This window comes from Brevibacillus sp. HD3.3A (assembly GCF_013284375.2).
GTDB lineage: Bacteria > Bacillota > Bacilli > Brevibacillales > Brevibacillaceae > Brevibacillus > Brevibacillus parabrevis.
The window spans coordinates 571,237-587,500 of record NZ_CP085874.1; the positions used below are offsets into that span (position 1 = coordinate 571,237).

The 16,264-nt window shown below is 53.9% G+C and carries 17 protein-coding genes (1 of these 17 cut by a window edge); 15 read left to right on the forward strand and 2 right to left on the reverse strand.

Annotated features, from left to right (window positions below; translation table 11 throughout):
- Nucleotides 1–75 precede the first annotated feature (75 nt).
- The 7 genes from HP435_RS03060 (at nucleotide 76) to HP435_RS03090 (ending at nucleotide 6,858) form a co-directional block, all read left to right on the forward strand.
- Nucleotides 76–534 carry a SprT family protein gene (locus HP435_RS03060; protein ID WP_122966570.1) on the forward strand — a complete coding sequence of 153 codons (459 nt, stop codon included), beginning with the start codon at nucleotides 76–78 and terminating at the stop codon, nucleotides 532–534.
- 80 nt (nucleotides 535–614) lie between these two features.
- Nucleotides 615–1,646 (forward strand): thiamine-phosphate kinase, encoded by a 1,032-nt coding sequence (gene thiL, locus HP435_RS03065; RefSeq protein ID WP_173598106.1) that lies wholly within the window; start codon nucleotides 615–617, stop codon nucleotides 1,644–1,646.
- Nucleotides 1,647–1,662: 16 nt separating this feature from the next.
- Complete coding sequence (tsaE, locus tag HP435_RS03070; RefSeq protein WP_122966568.1) at nucleotides 1,663–2,133, forward strand: tRNA (adenosine(37)-N6)-threonylcarbamoyltransferase complex ATPase subunit type 1 TsaE; 471 nt, start codon at nucleotides 1,663–1,665, stop codon at nucleotides 2,131–2,133.
- Nucleotides 2,114–2,836: a tRNA (adenosine(37)-N6)-threonylcarbamoyltransferase complex dimerization subunit type 1 TsaB gene (gene tsaB, locus HP435_RS03075; RefSeq protein ID WP_173599868.1), complete on the forward strand. Its 723-nt coding sequence runs from the start codon at nucleotides 2,114–2,116 to the stop codon at nucleotides 2,834–2,836. The genes tsaE and tsaB overlap by 20 nt, the downstream gene beginning before the upstream one ends.
- Before the next feature lie 4 nt (nucleotides 2,837–2,840).
- Nucleotides 2,841–3,296, forward strand: coding sequence for a ribosomal protein S18-alanine N-acetyltransferase (gene rimI / locus HP435_RS03080; RefSeq protein WP_122966566.1), 456 nt, complete (start codon nucleotides 2,841–2,843; stop codon nucleotides 3,294–3,296).
- Entirely contained in the window at nucleotides 3,296–4,384 is a 1,089-nt protein-coding gene (gene tsaD, locus HP435_RS03085) for a tRNA (adenosine(37)-N6)-threonylcarbamoyltransferase complex transferase subunit TsaD (protein ID WP_122966565.1), read from the forward strand. Before rimI ends, tsaD begins: the two co-directional genes overlap by 1 nt.
- Nucleotides 4,385–4,623: 239 nt before the next feature.
- Complete coding sequence (locus tag HP435_RS03090) at nucleotides 4,624–6,858, forward strand: hypothetical protein (RefSeq protein WP_173599857.1); 2,235 nt, start codon at nucleotides 4,624–4,626, stop codon at nucleotides 6,856–6,858.
- Between the two features lie 18 nt (nucleotides 6,859–6,876).
- On the opposite strand, the gene HP435_RS03095 is transcribed toward HP435_RS03090, so the two are convergent.
- The gene (locus tag HP435_RS03095; protein WP_122966563.1) at nucleotides 6,877–8,811 is read right to left on the reverse strand and encodes an ABC-F family ATP-binding cassette domain-containing protein; all 1,935 of its coding nucleotides are present in this window, start codon (nucleotides 8,809–8,811) and stop codon (nucleotides 6,877–6,879) included.
- A 105-nt stretch (nucleotides 8,812–8,916) separates the two neighbouring features.
- On the opposite strand from HP435_RS03095, the gene HP435_RS03100 reads away from it, so the two are divergent.
- The 6 genes from HP435_RS03100 (at nucleotide 8,917) to HP435_RS03125 (ending at nucleotide 12,842) form a co-directional block, all read left to right on the forward strand.
- Nucleotides 8,917–9,495, forward strand: a complete 579-nt coding sequence (locus HP435_RS03100) for a 5-formyltetrahydrofolate cyclo-ligase (RefSeq protein ID WP_173599856.1) — start codon at nucleotides 8,917–8,919, stop codon at nucleotides 9,493–9,495.
- A gap of 99 nt (nucleotides 9,496–9,594) precedes the next feature.
- Complete coding sequence (locus HP435_RS03105; protein WP_122966561.1) at nucleotides 9,595–10,110, forward strand: MogA/MoaB family molybdenum cofactor biosynthesis protein; 516 nt, start codon at nucleotides 9,595–9,597, stop codon at nucleotides 10,108–10,110.
- On the forward strand, nucleotides 10,104–11,105 hold the full coding sequence (locus tag HP435_RS03110; RefSeq protein ID WP_173599855.1) for a molybdopterin-binding protein: 1,002 nt from the start codon (nucleotides 10,104–10,106) through the stop codon (nucleotides 11,103–11,105). Before HP435_RS03105 ends, HP435_RS03110 begins: the two co-directional genes overlap by 7 nt.
- Nucleotides 11,106–11,146: 41 nt before the next feature.
- Complete coding sequence (gene tatA, locus HP435_RS03115; RefSeq protein WP_063229477.1) at nucleotides 11,147–11,506, forward strand: twin-arginine translocase TatA/TatE family subunit; 360 nt, start codon at nucleotides 11,147–11,149, stop codon at nucleotides 11,504–11,506.
- An 18-nt stretch (nucleotides 11,507–11,524) separates the two neighbouring features.
- Nucleotides 11,525–12,301: a twin-arginine translocase subunit TatC gene (gene tatC / locus HP435_RS03120; protein WP_122966559.1), complete on the forward strand. Its 777-nt coding sequence runs from the start codon at nucleotides 11,525–11,527 to the stop codon at nucleotides 12,299–12,301.
- Between the two features lie 130 nt (nucleotides 12,302–12,431).
- Entirely contained in the window at nucleotides 12,432–12,842 is a 411-nt protein-coding gene (locus HP435_RS03125; RefSeq protein WP_122966558.1) for a hypothetical protein, read from the forward strand.
- 7 nt (nucleotides 12,843–12,849) lie between these two features.
- Here the strand turns inward: HP435_RS03125 and HP435_RS03130 are convergent, their stop codons facing one another.
- Nucleotides 12,850–14,193, reverse strand: coding sequence for a CAP domain-containing protein (locus HP435_RS03130; RefSeq protein WP_173599854.1), 1,344 nt, complete (start codon nucleotides 14,191–14,193; stop codon nucleotides 12,850–12,852).
- A 263-nt stretch (nucleotides 14,194–14,456) separates the two neighbouring features.
- Between HP435_RS03130 and groES the strand changes: the two genes are divergently transcribed.
- The gene (groES, locus tag HP435_RS03135) at nucleotides 14,457–14,741 is read left to right on the forward strand and encodes a co-chaperone GroES (protein ID WP_007721023.1); all 285 of its coding nucleotides are present in this window, start codon (nucleotides 14,457–14,459) and stop codon (nucleotides 14,739–14,741) included.
- A 55-nt stretch (nucleotides 14,742–14,796) separates the two neighbouring features.
- Nucleotides 14,797–16,264: the 5' portion of a chaperonin GroEL gene (gene groL, locus HP435_RS03140; RefSeq protein ID WP_063229481.1), read on the forward strand. 164 nt of this gene lie beyond the right edge of the window; the window shows 1,468 of its 1,632 coding nt (coding positions 1–1,468); its start codon is at nucleotides 14,797–14,799; its stop codon lies off the right edge, out of view.

The following is a 16,264-nucleotide window of genomic DNA, read 5'->3' on the forward strand; positions in this document are numbered from 1 at the left end:
AGTGTAGCCTATCTGTCTGGCACTTTTCAACAGGAACTGCTATGGTGAAAAGGAGAGAGGAGCGTTAGAGAGGACATGACCGATACCGAATTGCAAGAGCTGGTGGAGCAAATCTCCACTCAATTTTTCGCCAAGCCATTTCGCCATCGGGCTCGCTTCAACAGCAGATTGCGCACGACAGGCGGACGGTATTTGCTGCGCTCCCACGATATTGAATTGAATCCCAAACATCTGGCGGAGCATGGAGAAGGCGAGCTGATTGCGATCATCAAGCATGAGCTGTGTCACTATCACTTGCATCTGGAGAAGAAAGGCTATCGCCACATAGACCAGGACTTTCGCAGACTGCTTGCCCAGGTCGGCGGCAGCCGGTATTGCCAGCAGGTAGGAAGCGGCAGAGCGGTGATGCCTTATCGCTACGAGCTTGCCTGCCATTCGTGCGGGATGACGTATAAACGAAAAAGGCGAATGGACCCTTCCCGCTACCGCTGCGGACGATGCCGGGGAACGTTGCAGCTGAGAGAACTGAAGTAGCAAGCGAGACGCGGCTTTCTTGCGTGCATTTTGACACGAGAGGTATAATGGACTGACTATGCAAAAAAGGAGCGCTTGAGGTGGCACATGACGAATTTTCCCTGATCCGGCAATGGACGAGCCGTTCGGACGGACAGGAAGGAGACGGCTTGACTGTCGGGCTGGGGGATGATGCCGCCGTTTTTTCTCCTTCGCCAGAGATGGAAATTGTGGCCTGCTGTGACGCGATGGTCGAGACCGTTCACTTTTTAAAAGAAACGATGCGGCCGAGTGACATCGGCTACAAAGCCGTTACGAGCAATGTAAGCGACGTCGCGGCGATGGGCGGATACGCCCGCTATGCGTTGGTCAGCATCGCAGTGGCACCGCACTGGACGCCGGAAGAGTGCCAGGGCATATACGATGGAATTTACGCGGCATGTGACATGTACGGCGTGAAAGTCATCGGCGGGGATACGGTATCCGCACCGGATGCGTTGCACTTGTCTGTCACCGTGCTTGGCGAGGTGGAAAAAGGACGCGCCATTCGGCGTTCGCACGCCCGCGCGGGGCAAGCTGTTTTTGTAACAGGACATGTGGGCAGTTCTGCCGCCGGTTTGCATGTGTTGCTACAAGATCGGCAAGAACAGCAGTCTGTGACTGAATGGTCAGGGCGTTGGGCGAAACTGATAGCAGCTCACCAGCGCCCGGTCGCTCAGGTAAAAGCTGGGCGTCTGCTCCTGGAATCCGGTGTCTGCGGGGCGTTGAACGATGTCAGTGACGGCTTGGCTTCCGAACTGTGGGAAATCGCGGAGGCAAGCTCGGTCAGCATTTGTGTAGACGCTGCCCTGATCCCGATCGAAGAAGAGGCGCGGGCCTGCGCCTTGCAGTTCGGAAAAGACCCGGTGGAGTGGGCATTTTACGGCGGAGAGGACTACCAGCTCGTCGGAACGATCGAAGCGAGCGAGGTTGATGCCGTCCGCGAACGTTTTGCGGCAGCGGGCATCCTGTTCTCTGTAATCGGTGCGGTGGAAGCCGAGCAGACTGCTGCACCCAAGCTGTCGCTGCGGACTGGCGAAAGCCGAACGGCTCTGCCGAAAGCAGGCTACAATCATTTCAAGCGGCGCGAGTAAGCGAGGAGTGGATAAAATGGGCTATATCTGGAAGCTTGCAGGCGCGCAGGAAACGCAGCGTTTTGCAGAGCAACTGGCACAGTGTCTGGCCCCGAGTGACTTTTTGGCGCTGGAAGGCGATCTGGGGGCCGGAAAGACGACGTTTACCCAAGGGCTTGCACGAGGGCTTGGCGTTCGCCAAGTAGTGAACAGTCCGACGTTTACGATCATAAAAGAATATCAGGGGCGCTTGCCGCTTTATCATATGGACGTCTACCGGGTAGGGGATGATCCTGATTCGCTTGGGCTGGACGATTACTTTTTTGGCGAGGGAGTCTGTGTCGTCGAGTGGGCCTCCTTGCTTGAGGATTACTTGCCGGCGGATCGGCTGACGGTTTTCCTGCGAACATCTGGCGAGGATGAGCGAAGCATCGAGCTGTGTCCCAAGGGAGAGCGTTACGTGAAATTGTGTGAGGAGTTTGATTTTGATGCGCGTACTGGCGATTGATACATCCAATCTGGTGTTAAGTGTAGCGGTGGTGGAGGAAGAACGCGTCCTTGCCGAAATGACGACGAATCAGCAAAAAAACCATTCGATTCGGCTGATGGACTGCGTAAGCGAGTTGCTGGATGCGACCGGAACCTCTCCTGAGCAGCTTGGCGGCTTTGGAGTAGCGAATGGACCAGGCTCCTATACGGGAGTGCGCATTGGAGTGGCTACGGCCAAAAGCATGGCATGGTCGTTGAACGTGCCAGTCATCGGCGTGTCCAGCCTGGAAGTAGTGGCTATGAATGCCTTGGGCTTTCCCGGGTTGATCGTACCGTTGTTCGACGCTCGCCGGGGACAGGTGTACACAGGCTGCTACCGCACGAACGGTCTGGACGCGGTTGACGTGCAGGGGGATGAAAAAATCATCTTGCTCCAGGACTGGTTGCCCCAGCTCAGGGATATGGCTCAAGGACAGCCGATTCTTTTTCTGGGCGAAGATGTGCGGATTCACCGGGAAGCGATTGCACAAGAACTGGGAGAGCAGGCCCGCTTTGCGTCTCCCGCATCCAATCACCCTCGTGCCGCTCATATCGGATACGTGGCATTGCGTCGACTGCAGCAAGCGGGCAGTGCGCACGAGCTAGTGCCCGAGTATTTGCAACTGGCGGAAGCCGAAGCGAAGTGGCTTGCCCAAAAGCAGGCGGGGGCCGTAAAGGAGTAGAAGGATGAGCCAACCAATCGATTTGGAATATCGTTTCATGACGATGCAGGATGTCGGGGCTGTGGCTGAATTGGAGCGACTGTCGTTTTCCACTCCTTGGCCGCACGACGCATTCGTCAATGAGCTGACGAAGAACCCGAACGCCCGTTATGTCGTCGTTGTCCACCAGAACCGGATCGTCGCTTACTGCGGCATGTGGATCGTGCTCGACGAGGCCCATATTACCAATGTGGCCGTCCATCCATTGTTCCGCGGGAAAAAAATCGGGCTGGGTCTCATGATCAAAATGATGGGAGTCGCGAGGATGTTTGGCGCGAAAAGCATGACGCTGGAAGTCCGTCCATCCAACCTTGTGGCGCGGAACATGTACACCAAGCTCGGTTTTCGCGAGCATGGCGTGCGCAAAAGATACTATTCAGATAACAATGAGGACGCAATCATTATGTGGGTGACTTTGTAATGAACAAGACGACTACATCGCGCTACGAGATGCGCGTACGAGAAGCATATGAGGCGCATAAAAAGTCTGGCGCGCCCGTGTATATTTTAGGAATCGAGACTAGCTGCGACGAGACATCGGCATCTGTCGTGCGCGATGGCCGCGAGGTGCTGTCCAATGTCATCGCTTCACAAGCAGACATTCACAAACGCTTTGGTGGCGTGGTGCCGGAGGTCGCATCCCGCAGACATGTGGAGAACATTACGCTGACCATTGAGCAAGCTTTGGCTGAGGCAGACAAGAAGCTGGAGGACATTTCCGCCATTGCGGTAACGTATGGACCCGGTCTTGTAGGCGCCCTGCTGGTCGGGGTAGCGGCGGCAAAAGCCATTTCGCTGGCAAGGGGAATCCCGCTTATCGGTGTCCATCATATCGCAGGACATATTTACGCCAACCGGCTTGTCGAGGAGATGGACTTTCCGTTGATCGCTCTCGTTGTTTCCGGCGGTCATACGGAGCTTGTCTGGATGAAGGGGCACGGACAGTTTGAAATTTTGGGCGAGACGCGAGACGACGCTGCCGGAGAGGCGTATGACAAGGTAGCGCGGGCGCTGAACATGCCGTATCCGGGTGGACCGCACATTGACCGACTCGCGCATGAAGGGGAACCGAACGTCCCGTTGCCGCGTTCCTGGCTGGAACCGGACTCCTACGATTTCAGCTTTAGCGGTCTGAAATCAGCCGTGCTCAACACGTTGCACAACGCAGCGCAACGGGGAGAGACGATTGAACCCGCGAATTTGGCCGCGAGCTTCCAGGACTCGGTGACCGAAGTGCTGGTGGAAAAAACGATTCGCGCCGTCCGCGCTTGCCAGGCGAAGCAAGTGCTTTTGGCAGGCGGCGTAGCTGCGAACCGCGGCCTGCGGGAACGTTTGCAGGCACGTTGCGAGTCTGAGGGAATCCCGCTTGTCATCCCGCCTCTCTCGCTTTGCACGGACAACGCTGCCATGATCGCGGCAGCAGGCTATATCAAGTATGAAAAAGGGCAGTTTGCCGCTCTCGATCTGAACGGCGTCCCTGGTTTGTCGCTGAATGAAAACGAACAGTAAACGATTTAAAACGAAAAGTCCATTCCCGGGAATGGGCTTTTTTCGTCCCTCGTACTCCCAGAAATCGAGCTTTTTCGACATTATCCACAAGTTCAGGATAACTTTCCGGGTTGTTCTCACAGCCCCCTGTGAATACTGGTGATAACACGAGAAAATGACCGGGAAATTCACGTATAGCCTGTGGATTATTTTGTGGAATATGTGGATAAAAATTTCCGGTTATCAACAGGAGGAACCCGATGAAGTCCAAAATCGTGCTGCTCTTTTTGCTCATCCTGATATTGTTTGCGCATACAAATCCCGGAAAAACGCTGGCAGTTCAAGAAAAACCGCAAGTCATCCTGTTGTTTGTGGAAGGGATGTCTTTTGCCGATCTGGAAAAGCTCAAAAGCTTGCCGCTTGTGGATAAGTGGATCAGCCAAGCGGGGGCAGCAGCTCTTTCTTTGCGCACGCCAGGGCCGCGAACGGCTGCGAATGGCTACTTGCTGATGGGGAGCGGAGGACAGGCTCTGTACACAGAGCGAAGCGGCACAGCCTATCACTCTGCGGAAATTTTTTCGCCGCGCGAGACGGCAGGCGAGCGGATGCAGGAGTTGGGAGGCTATCGGGCGCACGACTTGGCGCGCTCAGCGATCCTTTTTCCCGGTATATTCCGTCTGCATGAGGACAACCGCGACAAGCCGTATACTTCCCGCCTTGGACTGTTGGGCACGACACTGGCAGCACACAAGATTCGGATCGCCTCCTACGGCAATGGAGACTTTGAGGAAACCAGGCAAAGGCAGGCTGTGCTGTTCGCCATGGATCAGGAAGGGAGAGTTCCTGCCGGAGACGTATCGGAAGCAAACTCGCTGTCTGTCAGAGGATACCCGTACGGAGTGAAAACGAATACGGCCTACTTGCTCGATTGGATTCGCGCAGACCGTTCATCCGGGTTGATTGCGGTACAGCTTTCTGATTTGTCCCGCCTGTATCAGCTGGGGCCGGACATGGAGCCGGGGCAGTTTGCGAGACAATATCAGCGCGTCCAGAACGATTTGGCGCAGTTTCTCGACCAGTTGCTTGCCGAGCGCAGAGCTAACCAGATGATCATGCTGGTATCGCCCGCCGTCAATTCCGTGGCGGCAAAAGACAAGGCGCTGCTCTCGCCGCTTTTGCTGTGGTCGGATCAGTCTTCCGGGCTGCTGACTTCTGCAACGACGCGCCAGAACGGTCTCGTGAGCGGGCTGGATGTGTTGCCGACAGTGCTGACCTGGCTGGACGTGCCTGTCCCTAAAGGGTTGACGGGTCATTCCATTTACCGGACAGAAGGCGACCTGTCGCAACTGCTCAGCCAAGTGGAACAGATTCATCATACGTACGCGACAAGGCCGTCTGTCCTGTACACTTACGTGATGCTGCAAATTGTGACGGTAGGCTGCGCAGCGCTGCTGTGGATGTGGGGGAGAATAAGAGAAGGAGTGGGGCTGTCGCGCGTGCGCAGAGGAGTTCGCCTGGCGCTTCTGGCGTTGCTCTGGTTCCCTGCGTTGCTTTTGCTGGAAGCGGCGCTGGATTGGAAGGTGCACGGCTCGCTGATACTGGGAGTATTGATCATGGCTGCTCTGGCGATTGCCTTTTGGCAGGAGAATCAATCGCTCGCAAAAATAACGCTGGGTGTCAGTGCGGTCACGGTGGCAGTTGTATGTCTCGACGGGTGGACGGGAGCAACGTTGATGCGGCAGTCTTTTCTCGGCTATGATCCGGTGATCGGGGCGCGGTTTTACGGATTGGGCAATGAATACGAGGGAGTGATCATCGGAGGAACGGTCATGCTTGTCGCTTCCTTGTACCAGCTGTATCGGGAGCGGACGAGAGTGCTCCCTGTGGCTGGCTTGGCACTGCCCGGCGGTTCCTTGCTCGTCTGTGCGGTTGTGCTCTACTACATGGTCGCGCCGAACCTGGGGACAGATGCGGGCGGCTTTCTGGCAGGCTTGATCGGGCTTTTTGTCGCGTTTGCCCGGCTGCATGACCTGCGAATCGGAAAAAAAGGCCTCCTGCTGTTAACAGGCGGCCTCGTTCTCGGGGTAATCGGGTTGATGGCGACGAGTCTGTTGTCCGACCAGCCGCTCACCCATGTAGGGAGAGTCTCGCAGCAAATACTCGCAGGTGAATGGGGCGAGGTCGGACAGATGATTGAGCGAAAGCTGGCGATGAACGTGCGGCTGATTCGCGTCTCGATCTGGAGCAAAGTCTTCGCCGTCTCGCTCATTGCACTGGGCGTGCTCTCTTTGAAAAATGACCGCTTTCTCCGGCATCTGGCGCAAGACACGCCTTATTTGGTAAAAGGCTTCGCCGGAGTCATCGCCGGATCGCTCGCAGGTCTTGCGCTGAACGACTCCGGGATCGTGACGGCTGCGACCTGCATTTCGTTTCTGATCGTTCCAGCGCTTTACGCGGCTTTGGAGGAGCCTGAGCAAAAGCGCTGCTCCACGTAGACGGAGCGTTTGCCTCGCTTATTCCTCGGACAGCGAGCTCCACTCATCATACAGCTGCTCCAGCTCCTGTTTGGCGGCCTGGATCAGATCGTTGCGCTCTTTGGCCTGCATATGATCGCTGTAGATTTCCGGGAGGCACAGTTCTTCCTCCCACTTGACGATATCGGCTTCCCGCTTTTGGATCGTTGCCTCAATCTCTTCCAGACGGCGCTGGCGCTGGCGCTCGCGCCGTTTTGCTTCTTTGTCCAGCTCGTAGGACGATTTTTCCGCCTGGGCGGCTGTAGTCGTTCCCTGCTTTTTCGCTGGCTGCGCGGCTTGCTCGGCGGCCAGCTCCTCCAGTTCCTGCTTCTTTTCCACGTAGTAGTCGTAGTTGCCCAGATAGCTTGTCACGCCATTGCCTGTCAGCTCCAGCACGCGGCTGGCGATTTTGTTCAGGAAGTAGCGGTCATGGGAGACGAACAAAATAGTGCCCGGATAGTCGTAGAGCGCGTTTTCCAGCACTTCTTTGCTGAAAATGTCCAGATGGTTCGTCGGCTCGTCGAAAATGAGGAAGTTGGCTTGCTTCAGCATCAGTTTGGCCAGGGAGACACGCGCGCGCTCGCCGCCTGACAGATCGCTGATTTTCTTTTGGACATCGTCGCCGCTGAACAAGAAATTGCCGAGCAGCGTCCGCACGTCTTTTTCCAGCATGTTCGGATACTCGTCCCAGATTTCCCCCAGCACAGTGTTGCGCTCGTTCAGGTTGCGGTGTTCCTGGTCGTAGTAGCCGATTGTGACGTTGCTTCCGAAGTGTACGTCTCCGGCAAGAGCTTGCAACTGTCCGACAATCGTTTTCAGCAAAGTAGATTTGCCGATCCCGTTTGGCCCGACCAGTGCGACGCGTTCCTCGCGCTCGATTTCAAAAGTCAAGCCGCGGGAGAGAACGGCATCCGGGTAGCCGACAGACAGGTTGCTCGCTTTCATGACGATGGTTCCGCTCATTTTGGCTACTTCAAAGGAAAAATTCACCGACTTGTTGTTCATGATTGGCTTGTCCAGACGGTCCATTTTCTCCAATGTTTTGCGTCTGCTCTGCGCCCGTTTGGTTGTCGTGGCGCGAGCGATGTTGCGGGCGATGAAATCTTCCAGCTTGGCGATTTCCTCCTGCTGCTTCTCGAACCGCTTCAAATCCTGCTCCAGCCGGGCAGCCTTTTCATCGAGGAAGCGGCTGTAGTTGCCGACATAGCGCGTAGCGCGAGTCCGTTCGATTTCGTAGACGACAGTCACCAGCTTGTCGAGGAAGTAGCGGTCATGGGATACGACCAGGATCGCTCCCTGATAGTTTTGCAAATACGTTTCCAGCCAGGTGAGCGTCTCGATATCGAGGTAGTTGGTCGGCTCGTCCAATAGCAAAATCGTCGGAGATTGCAGCAGCAGCTTGGCAAGCGCCAGCCGCGTTTTCTGCCCGCCGCTCAATGTCTTGATCGGAGTCTGGTAGTCCATGTCCGCGAAGCGCAAGCCGTGCAGGACGCCGCGAATGGCCCCTTCGTAGCTGTAACCGCCTTTTTCCTTGAAAGCTTCCGAGCGCAGCGAGTAGTTCTCCAAAATTTGCTGGTATCGTTTTTCATCTGCCAGCACGGCCGGGTCGCCCATTTTGGCTTCCAGCTCGCGCAATTCTTTTTCCTCCGCCCGCAAGTGGTCGAACACGCTCAGCAGCTCATCCCAAATACATCGTTCCGATTCGAGGCCGCCATTTTGGGCCAGGTAACCGACCGTTACGTCTTTCGGGATGCGAACCAGCCCGCTGTCATAGCTCAACTCGCCCGCAAGTATTTTCATCAGGGTAGATTTGCCCGCGCCGTTTACGCCGACCAGTCCGACCCGTTCTCCTGTTTGTATTTGCAGAGAGATGTCCTGTAGAATGGTTTCGATGCCATACGTTTTTTCTATATGTTCAGCCTGTAGCAAAATCATCTGATTCACCTCTTTATATAGTAATGCAAGTGTAGCCTAGAGAGAGCGCACGGGACAAGCCTTCAGGACGCGGTCCTTGTGCGAAAGGAGAGGGGACAAGCCGCCATGGACCAAAAAACGAATAAAAAGCAGCTGCGAAGCCATATTTTGGAGAGGCGAAAAGCGCTTCCGGCAAGTGAGCGAGAGCAGTATTCTGCGCACATATGCCGTCACCTTCTGGAGAATGAGCGGATTGCCAGTGCCAGGGCGATTTTTGCCTTTCATCCGTTTGGCGACGAAGTAGACATCTTGCCTTTCATTCGGGAAGCGATGAACAGAGGCCAGGAAGTTTGGCTGCCGCTTGCTTTGATCGAGCAGCGCCGATTAATCCCTTACCGATTTACCGGAGAACACATGTTGAAGCAGGGCGTGTACGGAATTATGGAGCCGGACCCGGAAAAGGCAGAGGAAGCGGATGTGTCACTGTTGGAGGCCGTAGTTGTGCCAGGTGTCGCTTTTGACAGGCATGGCGGCAGAATGGGCTACGGCGGCGGGTTTTACGATCGCTTTTTGGCTGGACTGGACAGACTGCCGTTTTTAGTAGGGGTTGGCTTCTCCATGCAGGTCGTGGAGCATGTCCCGCTGGAGCCTCACGACATCCGGCTTGACGGGATTGTAACGGAAAAAGGCTATTTTCAATCGTGAAGGTTTTGTGTCAGGCGCTTCCTTTTTCGCGCTATTCTCTCTACACTATGGACAAAAAAGTGTACAATATGAACGAATGAGAAAACGGAGGAATGAACTGTGGGTAAATGGAAGGTAGGCGTTATCTCGGCGAGTGATTCGATTGCCAGAGGAGATCGGGCAGATGATCGGATTCCCATCATCCGCAATCTGACAAGGGATTGGCTGGACGTAGATGTTGCTGTCTACCGTGCCGTTACTGATGATATGGAAGACTTGCAGGAGCATATGATTGAGCTGGTGGATCGTGAAAAATGCGACCTGCTGATCGTCACTGGCGGGACAGGGCTCAGCCCGCGCGATGTTACGCCGGAAGTGACAGAATGGGTCATCGACCGGCCTGTACCGGGGCTGGCGGAAGAAATGCGCCGTGCCGGCTTGCAGCAATCCCGCCGTGCGATGCTGACGCGCGCTGTTGCGGGTACGCGCGGCAACTCGCTCATCATTAACCTCCCTGGAAACCCTAAAGGGGTCGAAATCTGTTTTAATGCGATCGGCGACATGCTCGCGGACGCTTTGCACATTTTGCAAGGAACAGGGGAAGCCAACGAAGATTGGGGAGGATTGGGTTGGTAGAAAAACCGAAAATGCGGGAAGTTCCAGTGCGGGAAGCCATCGGCATGATGCTGCCGCACGACATGACGCAAATTTTGCCTGGCGAGTTTAAAGGCCGCCTGTTTAAAAAAGGACATGTCGTGACCGAAGCGGATATTGAGCCGCTTTTGTCCATCGGCAAGGAGCACATTTACGTGCTGGAGATGCCTGAGGGCTTCATTCATGAAGAAGAGGCAGGCATTCGGATTGCCAAGGCCGTATCCGGGCAAGGCTTGACGCTGACGCCTCCGTACGAGGGCAAAGTATCGATGAAAGCATCGCGGACTGGCCTTGCCAAGATCAACGAAGAAGCGGTGCATGCCTTGAACACGCTGGAGGGAATTGCCTTTTCCACCATGTACGGTGATCAAATCGTGCATCCGGGGCATACTTTGGCTGCCACGAGAATTATTCCCCTGATCATCGAGGAGACGCGCATCATTGAACTGGAACAGTTGGTCAAGCAGTTTGACGGCCCGATTATTCAGGTGAAGTCGTTTGAGGAGAAGCGAGTCGGTCTCGTTACGACCGGAGGGGAAGTATTTTCCGGCAAAATTGCTGACAAGTTCGGCCCGGTGATTCGGAACAAAGTGGAAGCGCTCGGCTCTACTGTTGTGGACCAACGTTTTGCTCCTGACGACAAGGAAGCGATTGAACAGCAAATTCACTCGTTCCTCGACGAAGGCGTCGATCTGGTGCTCGTCACGGGCGGTATGTCCGTCGATCCGGATGACAGGACGCCGGGAGCGATCGCAGGTGTAGGAGCGGAAGTGGTTCGATACGGAACGCCGATGCTGCCTGGCTCCATGCTGATGGTTGCCTATAAAGGGGAAGTTCCAATTCTCGGCCTTCCTGGAGCTGTGATGCATGAGCCGTTCACTTCATTTGATGTGTTTTTGCCGCGGATTCTTGCAGGAGAACGAATTGTTGCTTCTGACATGACGAGACTCGGTTATGGCGGTTTACGGAAGTGTTAGCTGGTTAGACTGGCAAATAACAGGAAAAAGGAGTGAAGAAAATGAGTTCGATTGGGATTCCTGGATTGATTCTGATTCTCGTGTTGGCGTTGGTGCTGTTCGGCCCGAAAAAACTCCCGGAGCTTGGACGCGCCGTGGGACACACGCTGAAAGAGTTTAAAAACGCTACGCGCAGTTTGACTAGCGATGACGATGAGGACGACGAAGCGAAGAAAAAGGAGCTGGCTGCCAAAGAAGCTCCGGCGAAAGCGGCAGTCGTGACCGAGAAGGACGCTTTTGATCGTGAAAAAATCGAGCGTGAAGTTCGCGAACGTCTGGAGCGCGAGCGCTTGGAAAAGGAAATTCGTGAAAAGCTGGAATTGGAACGCCTTCAGATGGAGAAAGAGCAGCAGAAGGCATAATCAGGTAAGGTGGTTGCCATGAGAGATCGTGAAATGACAGTGGTTGAACACCTGACGGAGTTGCGCAGGCGCATCATATGGGTGCTGGCGGTGTTTGTCGTCGCGCTGATAGCCGGTTTTTACTTTGCCGGTCCGTTGATTGAATACTTGAAGCAAGAGCCGATTGCCGATGGAGTGCCGATTATTTCCCTGCATCCATCCGATGCTCTTCGCGTGTACATGCAGTTTGCCTTTTTGATTGGTGCGGTGGCGGCGCTGCCTGTCGCCTTGTTCCATCTTTGGCGCTTCGTTTCGCCAGGTTTGGAGGAACGTGAGCGACGCGGTTCGCTTTACTTTATTCCGGCGGCCTGTTTGCTTTTTATCGTAGGCATTTTGTTTGGTTATTACGTCGTATTTCCGATGATCATGCAGTTCATGACCGGCATGACTGCGACGATCGGGGCTGACCCCAATTACGGAATCGCCGAGTATTTTGGCTTCCTGTTCAACATGGTCATCCCGTTCGGCATTTTGTTCCAACTGCCGATCATCGTGATGTTCCTCACCCGTCTGCGCATCCTCAACCCGATGAGGTTGGCAAAAGTAAGACGGTTGGCCTATTTCGGACTGGCTGTAGTCGGGATTACGCTGACGCCACCTGAGATTGTCAGCGACATCATGGTGACGATTCCGCTTTTGCTGCTGTACGAGATGAGCATTTGGCTGTCGCGCATCGTGTACCGCAAGCAGCTGCGCGAAGAAGCCGAGTGGGAAAAAGAATACGGCAGCTACGAAACGGACGAGCTGGTACGATAACTTATACGAAAGAAGACCCGTGCTATGGAATGGATAGCAGCGGGTCTTTTTTTATTGCCAAGCGGTTGGCATGACTTTGCAAACAGGTGGGAGATACTAGAAAAGTTAATAAGGGAGGTGCTTGCAAACCATGTGGCTGATTTTATGTTTGACTCTGTTCTTTTCGTCCGGTTCCGCAGTTGGTGCAGAGCAGGTAGAGTTGTTCGATTCCGACAAGCAGCAGGTTGTCGCCACGTTTGCCAATTCAGACGTGTTTCAAAAAGAAGCGGAGCAGCTGCTTGCGACAGTGAGTGGGCGAGTGCAGGAACTGAACCCGTCTTTGGACCATGTGATGATTGTGAAAATACCGTTGGCTCCTCCCAAGCGGTTGAAGCTTGCCTCGGCTAGTTTGGATACCGACATTGCCGAGATGTTCGTCATCATGCCCAAAAAAGGCGGAAGACGTCCCTGGCTGATTTTGCACACGAAAGAGTACGAGACGGTCGTGGTCGAGTTTACAGGCGCGGTGGATCAGTTGCGGGCGAACGTTCAATTGCGCTGAGGAAGGATCACTTGTTGGGAGTAAGGAACGCTTGGGTGAAATAATCAGTGATGACCCCGACACCTAGCTGGGTGAAGTCCTTTTCCAGGATGTTTTTCCTGTGCCCGGGACTGTTCATCCAGCTTTCGTGCGCTTCAATGGCGTCGGGGTAACCTGCCGCAATATTTTCCCCCGCCATGCTGTAGGTGATATTCGCTTGCTTCAGACGGTCAAAAGGACTGCTTCCGGTCGTCGGGGAGATGTGGTCGAAGTAATCGTTTGTTTCCATATCAAGGCTGTGCCCTCTGGCGACCTGGGCGGCTTCCTCGTTCCATTGCAGGGGAGGTAGCTTGTAGCGGTAGCGGGTGACGTTGACGAGATCGATGGTCTGCCGTTCGTTGGCGAGGTTGACTTGTTCCCGTTGGCCTACATTCAGGACTGGAGGATCGAAGTCAGGCGCTTGCCCTTGGTAGGACCATTTCGTCTCGTAAAATCCGCCGCGCAAAAGCATTTGCGTGTCGATCATGCGCAACCCGGTCACTTTGTTGCCATTTTGCTTGTCCAAATAAAAAATGTGCGGGACTCCGTCTTTCATGACGAGCGGGCGCTGCTGCTTTTGATTGGTGATCTGGATGTTCGCTCCCATATAGGAAAAGGTGATTGTATTTTGCAGAGGGTACTGGCGCTCCAATGCTTGCAGGCTGCTGCCCACGCCGATGTTGCCAAGTGCTGCATCCGGGGCGAGAGAGTAGAGATCGACGACTTTGCCGCTTGCGATGCCCACCTGCACGAACTTGGCCGGATCGCGATTGTACACCCACCATTCATAGCCGAGACTGCTCGGGTCTTTGCGAGCCGGTTCGCCCAACAGCTTTTTGACCTCATCGGAGGACATGCCGATTGTCATGCCAAAAAGCGTAGCAGATGATTTCATTGAAGCATCTCCCGAATCGGCCGTTTTTGCCGGAGCGTTTTGAGCTGGCGCGGTAGCGGGTATGGCGTCCTCCGCTTTGGGAGACGATGGAGCAGGGGAGCCGCTGACTTCTGACGACAGCTCGGTCGGGACTGTCGGAGGCTGACCAACCCAGGCAAAATGCGAGGATTCGTCCCAGCCGACAGGTTTGTTGAGATGCCGCCCGATCATGGAAAGAGGGACGTAAAGCGTTCCGCGATATTCCAGGGAAGCGGGCAACTCCTGGCCTCTCTCTACATAATACCCTTGCGCATTGCCTGTGGCGATTTTGCGTCCGTCCCAGTAGATGTCGGCAGGGTAGATATTTACCCGTATAAAGGAAGTGGTGTCCGATGAGAACAAACGGCTGATCCCCAGCACACCGAGGGCAATCAAGCCGATCCAGAGCCATTTTTGCATGGAACATTTCCCTCCTTGGCAGGCTTGTCTGATCGTATGTTTGATTTATATGAGACAGACTGATTGCTAGAACCGTCTGCTAGAAAAAGTCATCTAGTAGAAGAACGGCAAATCGAGACGAGCGGTTGGGAAAAAATGAGGGAAACTACTTGCAAAGTACATAGCGATTCATTATTATAGGAATTGGGTGTTAGCACTCAACTGTTATGAGTGCTAACAACAGAAACTTTGTTTACCTACATTTTTTGAGGAGGGTGTTTTTAGTGCTTAAGCCATTGGGTGACCGTGTGGTAATCGAAGCTATCTCCAAAGACGAAACGACTGCAAGCGGTATCGTTTTGCCTGATTCTGCAAAGGAAAAACCGCAAGAAGGCCGAGTAATCGCAGTTGGTTCTGGCCGTGTTGCTGACAACGGCGAGCGCATCGCTCTGGAAGTAAAAGAAGGCGATAAAGTAATCTTCTCCAAATACGCTGGTACTGAAGTTAAGGTAGACAATAAAGAATACCTCGTGCTGCGCGAATCCGATATCCTCGCGATCATCGGTTAAGGCTCTTGACATAGGAAGTCGAACGACAAAACACATATCAGGAGGTAGAGATTAGATGGCAAAACAAGTCAAATTCTCTGAAGACGCTCGCCGCTCCATGCTCCGCGGTGTGGAAACTTTGGCAAATGCGGTTAAAGTAACCCTCGGTCCAAAAGGCCGTAACGTGGTTCTGGAGAAAAAATTCGGTTCTCCACTCATTACAAACGACGGCGTAACCATCGCGAAAGAAATCGAGCTGGAAGACGCTTACGAAAACATGGGTGCGCAACTGGTTAAAGAAGTTGCTACCAAAACAAACGACATCGCGGGTGACGGTACAACCACTGCAACTGTTCTGGCTGCAGCTATGATCCGTGAAGGTTTGAAAAACGTAACAGCTGGCGCTAACCCGATGGTAATCCGTCGCGGTATGGAAAAAGCTGTTCGCGCTGCTGTGGAAGAAATCAAATCCATCGCGAAACCAGTTGAAAACAAATCTTCTATCGCACAAGTAGCTGCGATTTCCGCTGACGATCAAGAAGTTGGTAACCTGATCGCTGAAGCTATGGAAAAAGTGGGTAAAGACGGCGTAATCACCGTTGAAGAATCCAAAGGTTTCGTAACGGAACTGGAAGTAGTAGAAGGTATGCAATTTGACCGCGGCTACGCTTCCCCTTACATGATCACTGACACTGACAAGATGGAAGCGGTTCTGAACAACCCTTACATCCTGATCACTGACAAAAAAATCTCCAACATCCAGGAAGTTCTGCCTGTACTGGAGCAAGTAGTACAAAGCGGCAAACCACTCCTGATCATCGCTGAAGATGTGGAAGGCGAAGCGCTGGCTACTCTCGTAGTGAACAAACTGCGTGGTACCTTCACAGCTGTAGCGGTAAAAGCTCCTGGCTTCGGCGATCGCCGCAAAGCTATGCTGCAAGACATCGCTGCTTTGACTGGTGGCGAAGTGATTACAGAAGAGCTCGGTCTGGATCTGAAATCCACCAAGCTGGAGCAACTGGGCCGCGCTGGCAAAATCGTGGTTACCAAAGAAAACACAACTGTTGTTGAAGGTGCTGGCGACAAGGCAGCTATCGAAAGCCGCGTAGCGCAAATCCGTCAACAAATCGAAGATACTACTTCCGATTTCGATCGCGAAAAACTGCAAGAGCGTCTGGCTAAACTGGCTGGCGGCGTAGCAGTTATCAAAGTCGGTGCAGCTACTGAAACCGAATTGAAAGAGAAAAAACTCCGCATCGAGGACGCTCTGAACTCTACTCGCGCAGCAGTAGAAGAAGGTATCGTACCTGGCGGTGGTACTACTCTGATCAACGCAATCAAAGCGGTTGAAGCGATCAAAGTAGACGGCGAAGAGGCTGTAGGTGTACAAATCGTACTCCGTTCCCTGGAAGAGCCAGTTCGTCAAATCGCTGCGAACGCAGGACTGGAAGGTTCTGTAATCGTAGAGCGTCTGAAAAAAGAAGCAGTTGGCATTGGTTTCAACGCAGCGAGCGAAGAGTATGTGAACATGCTCGAAGCTGGTA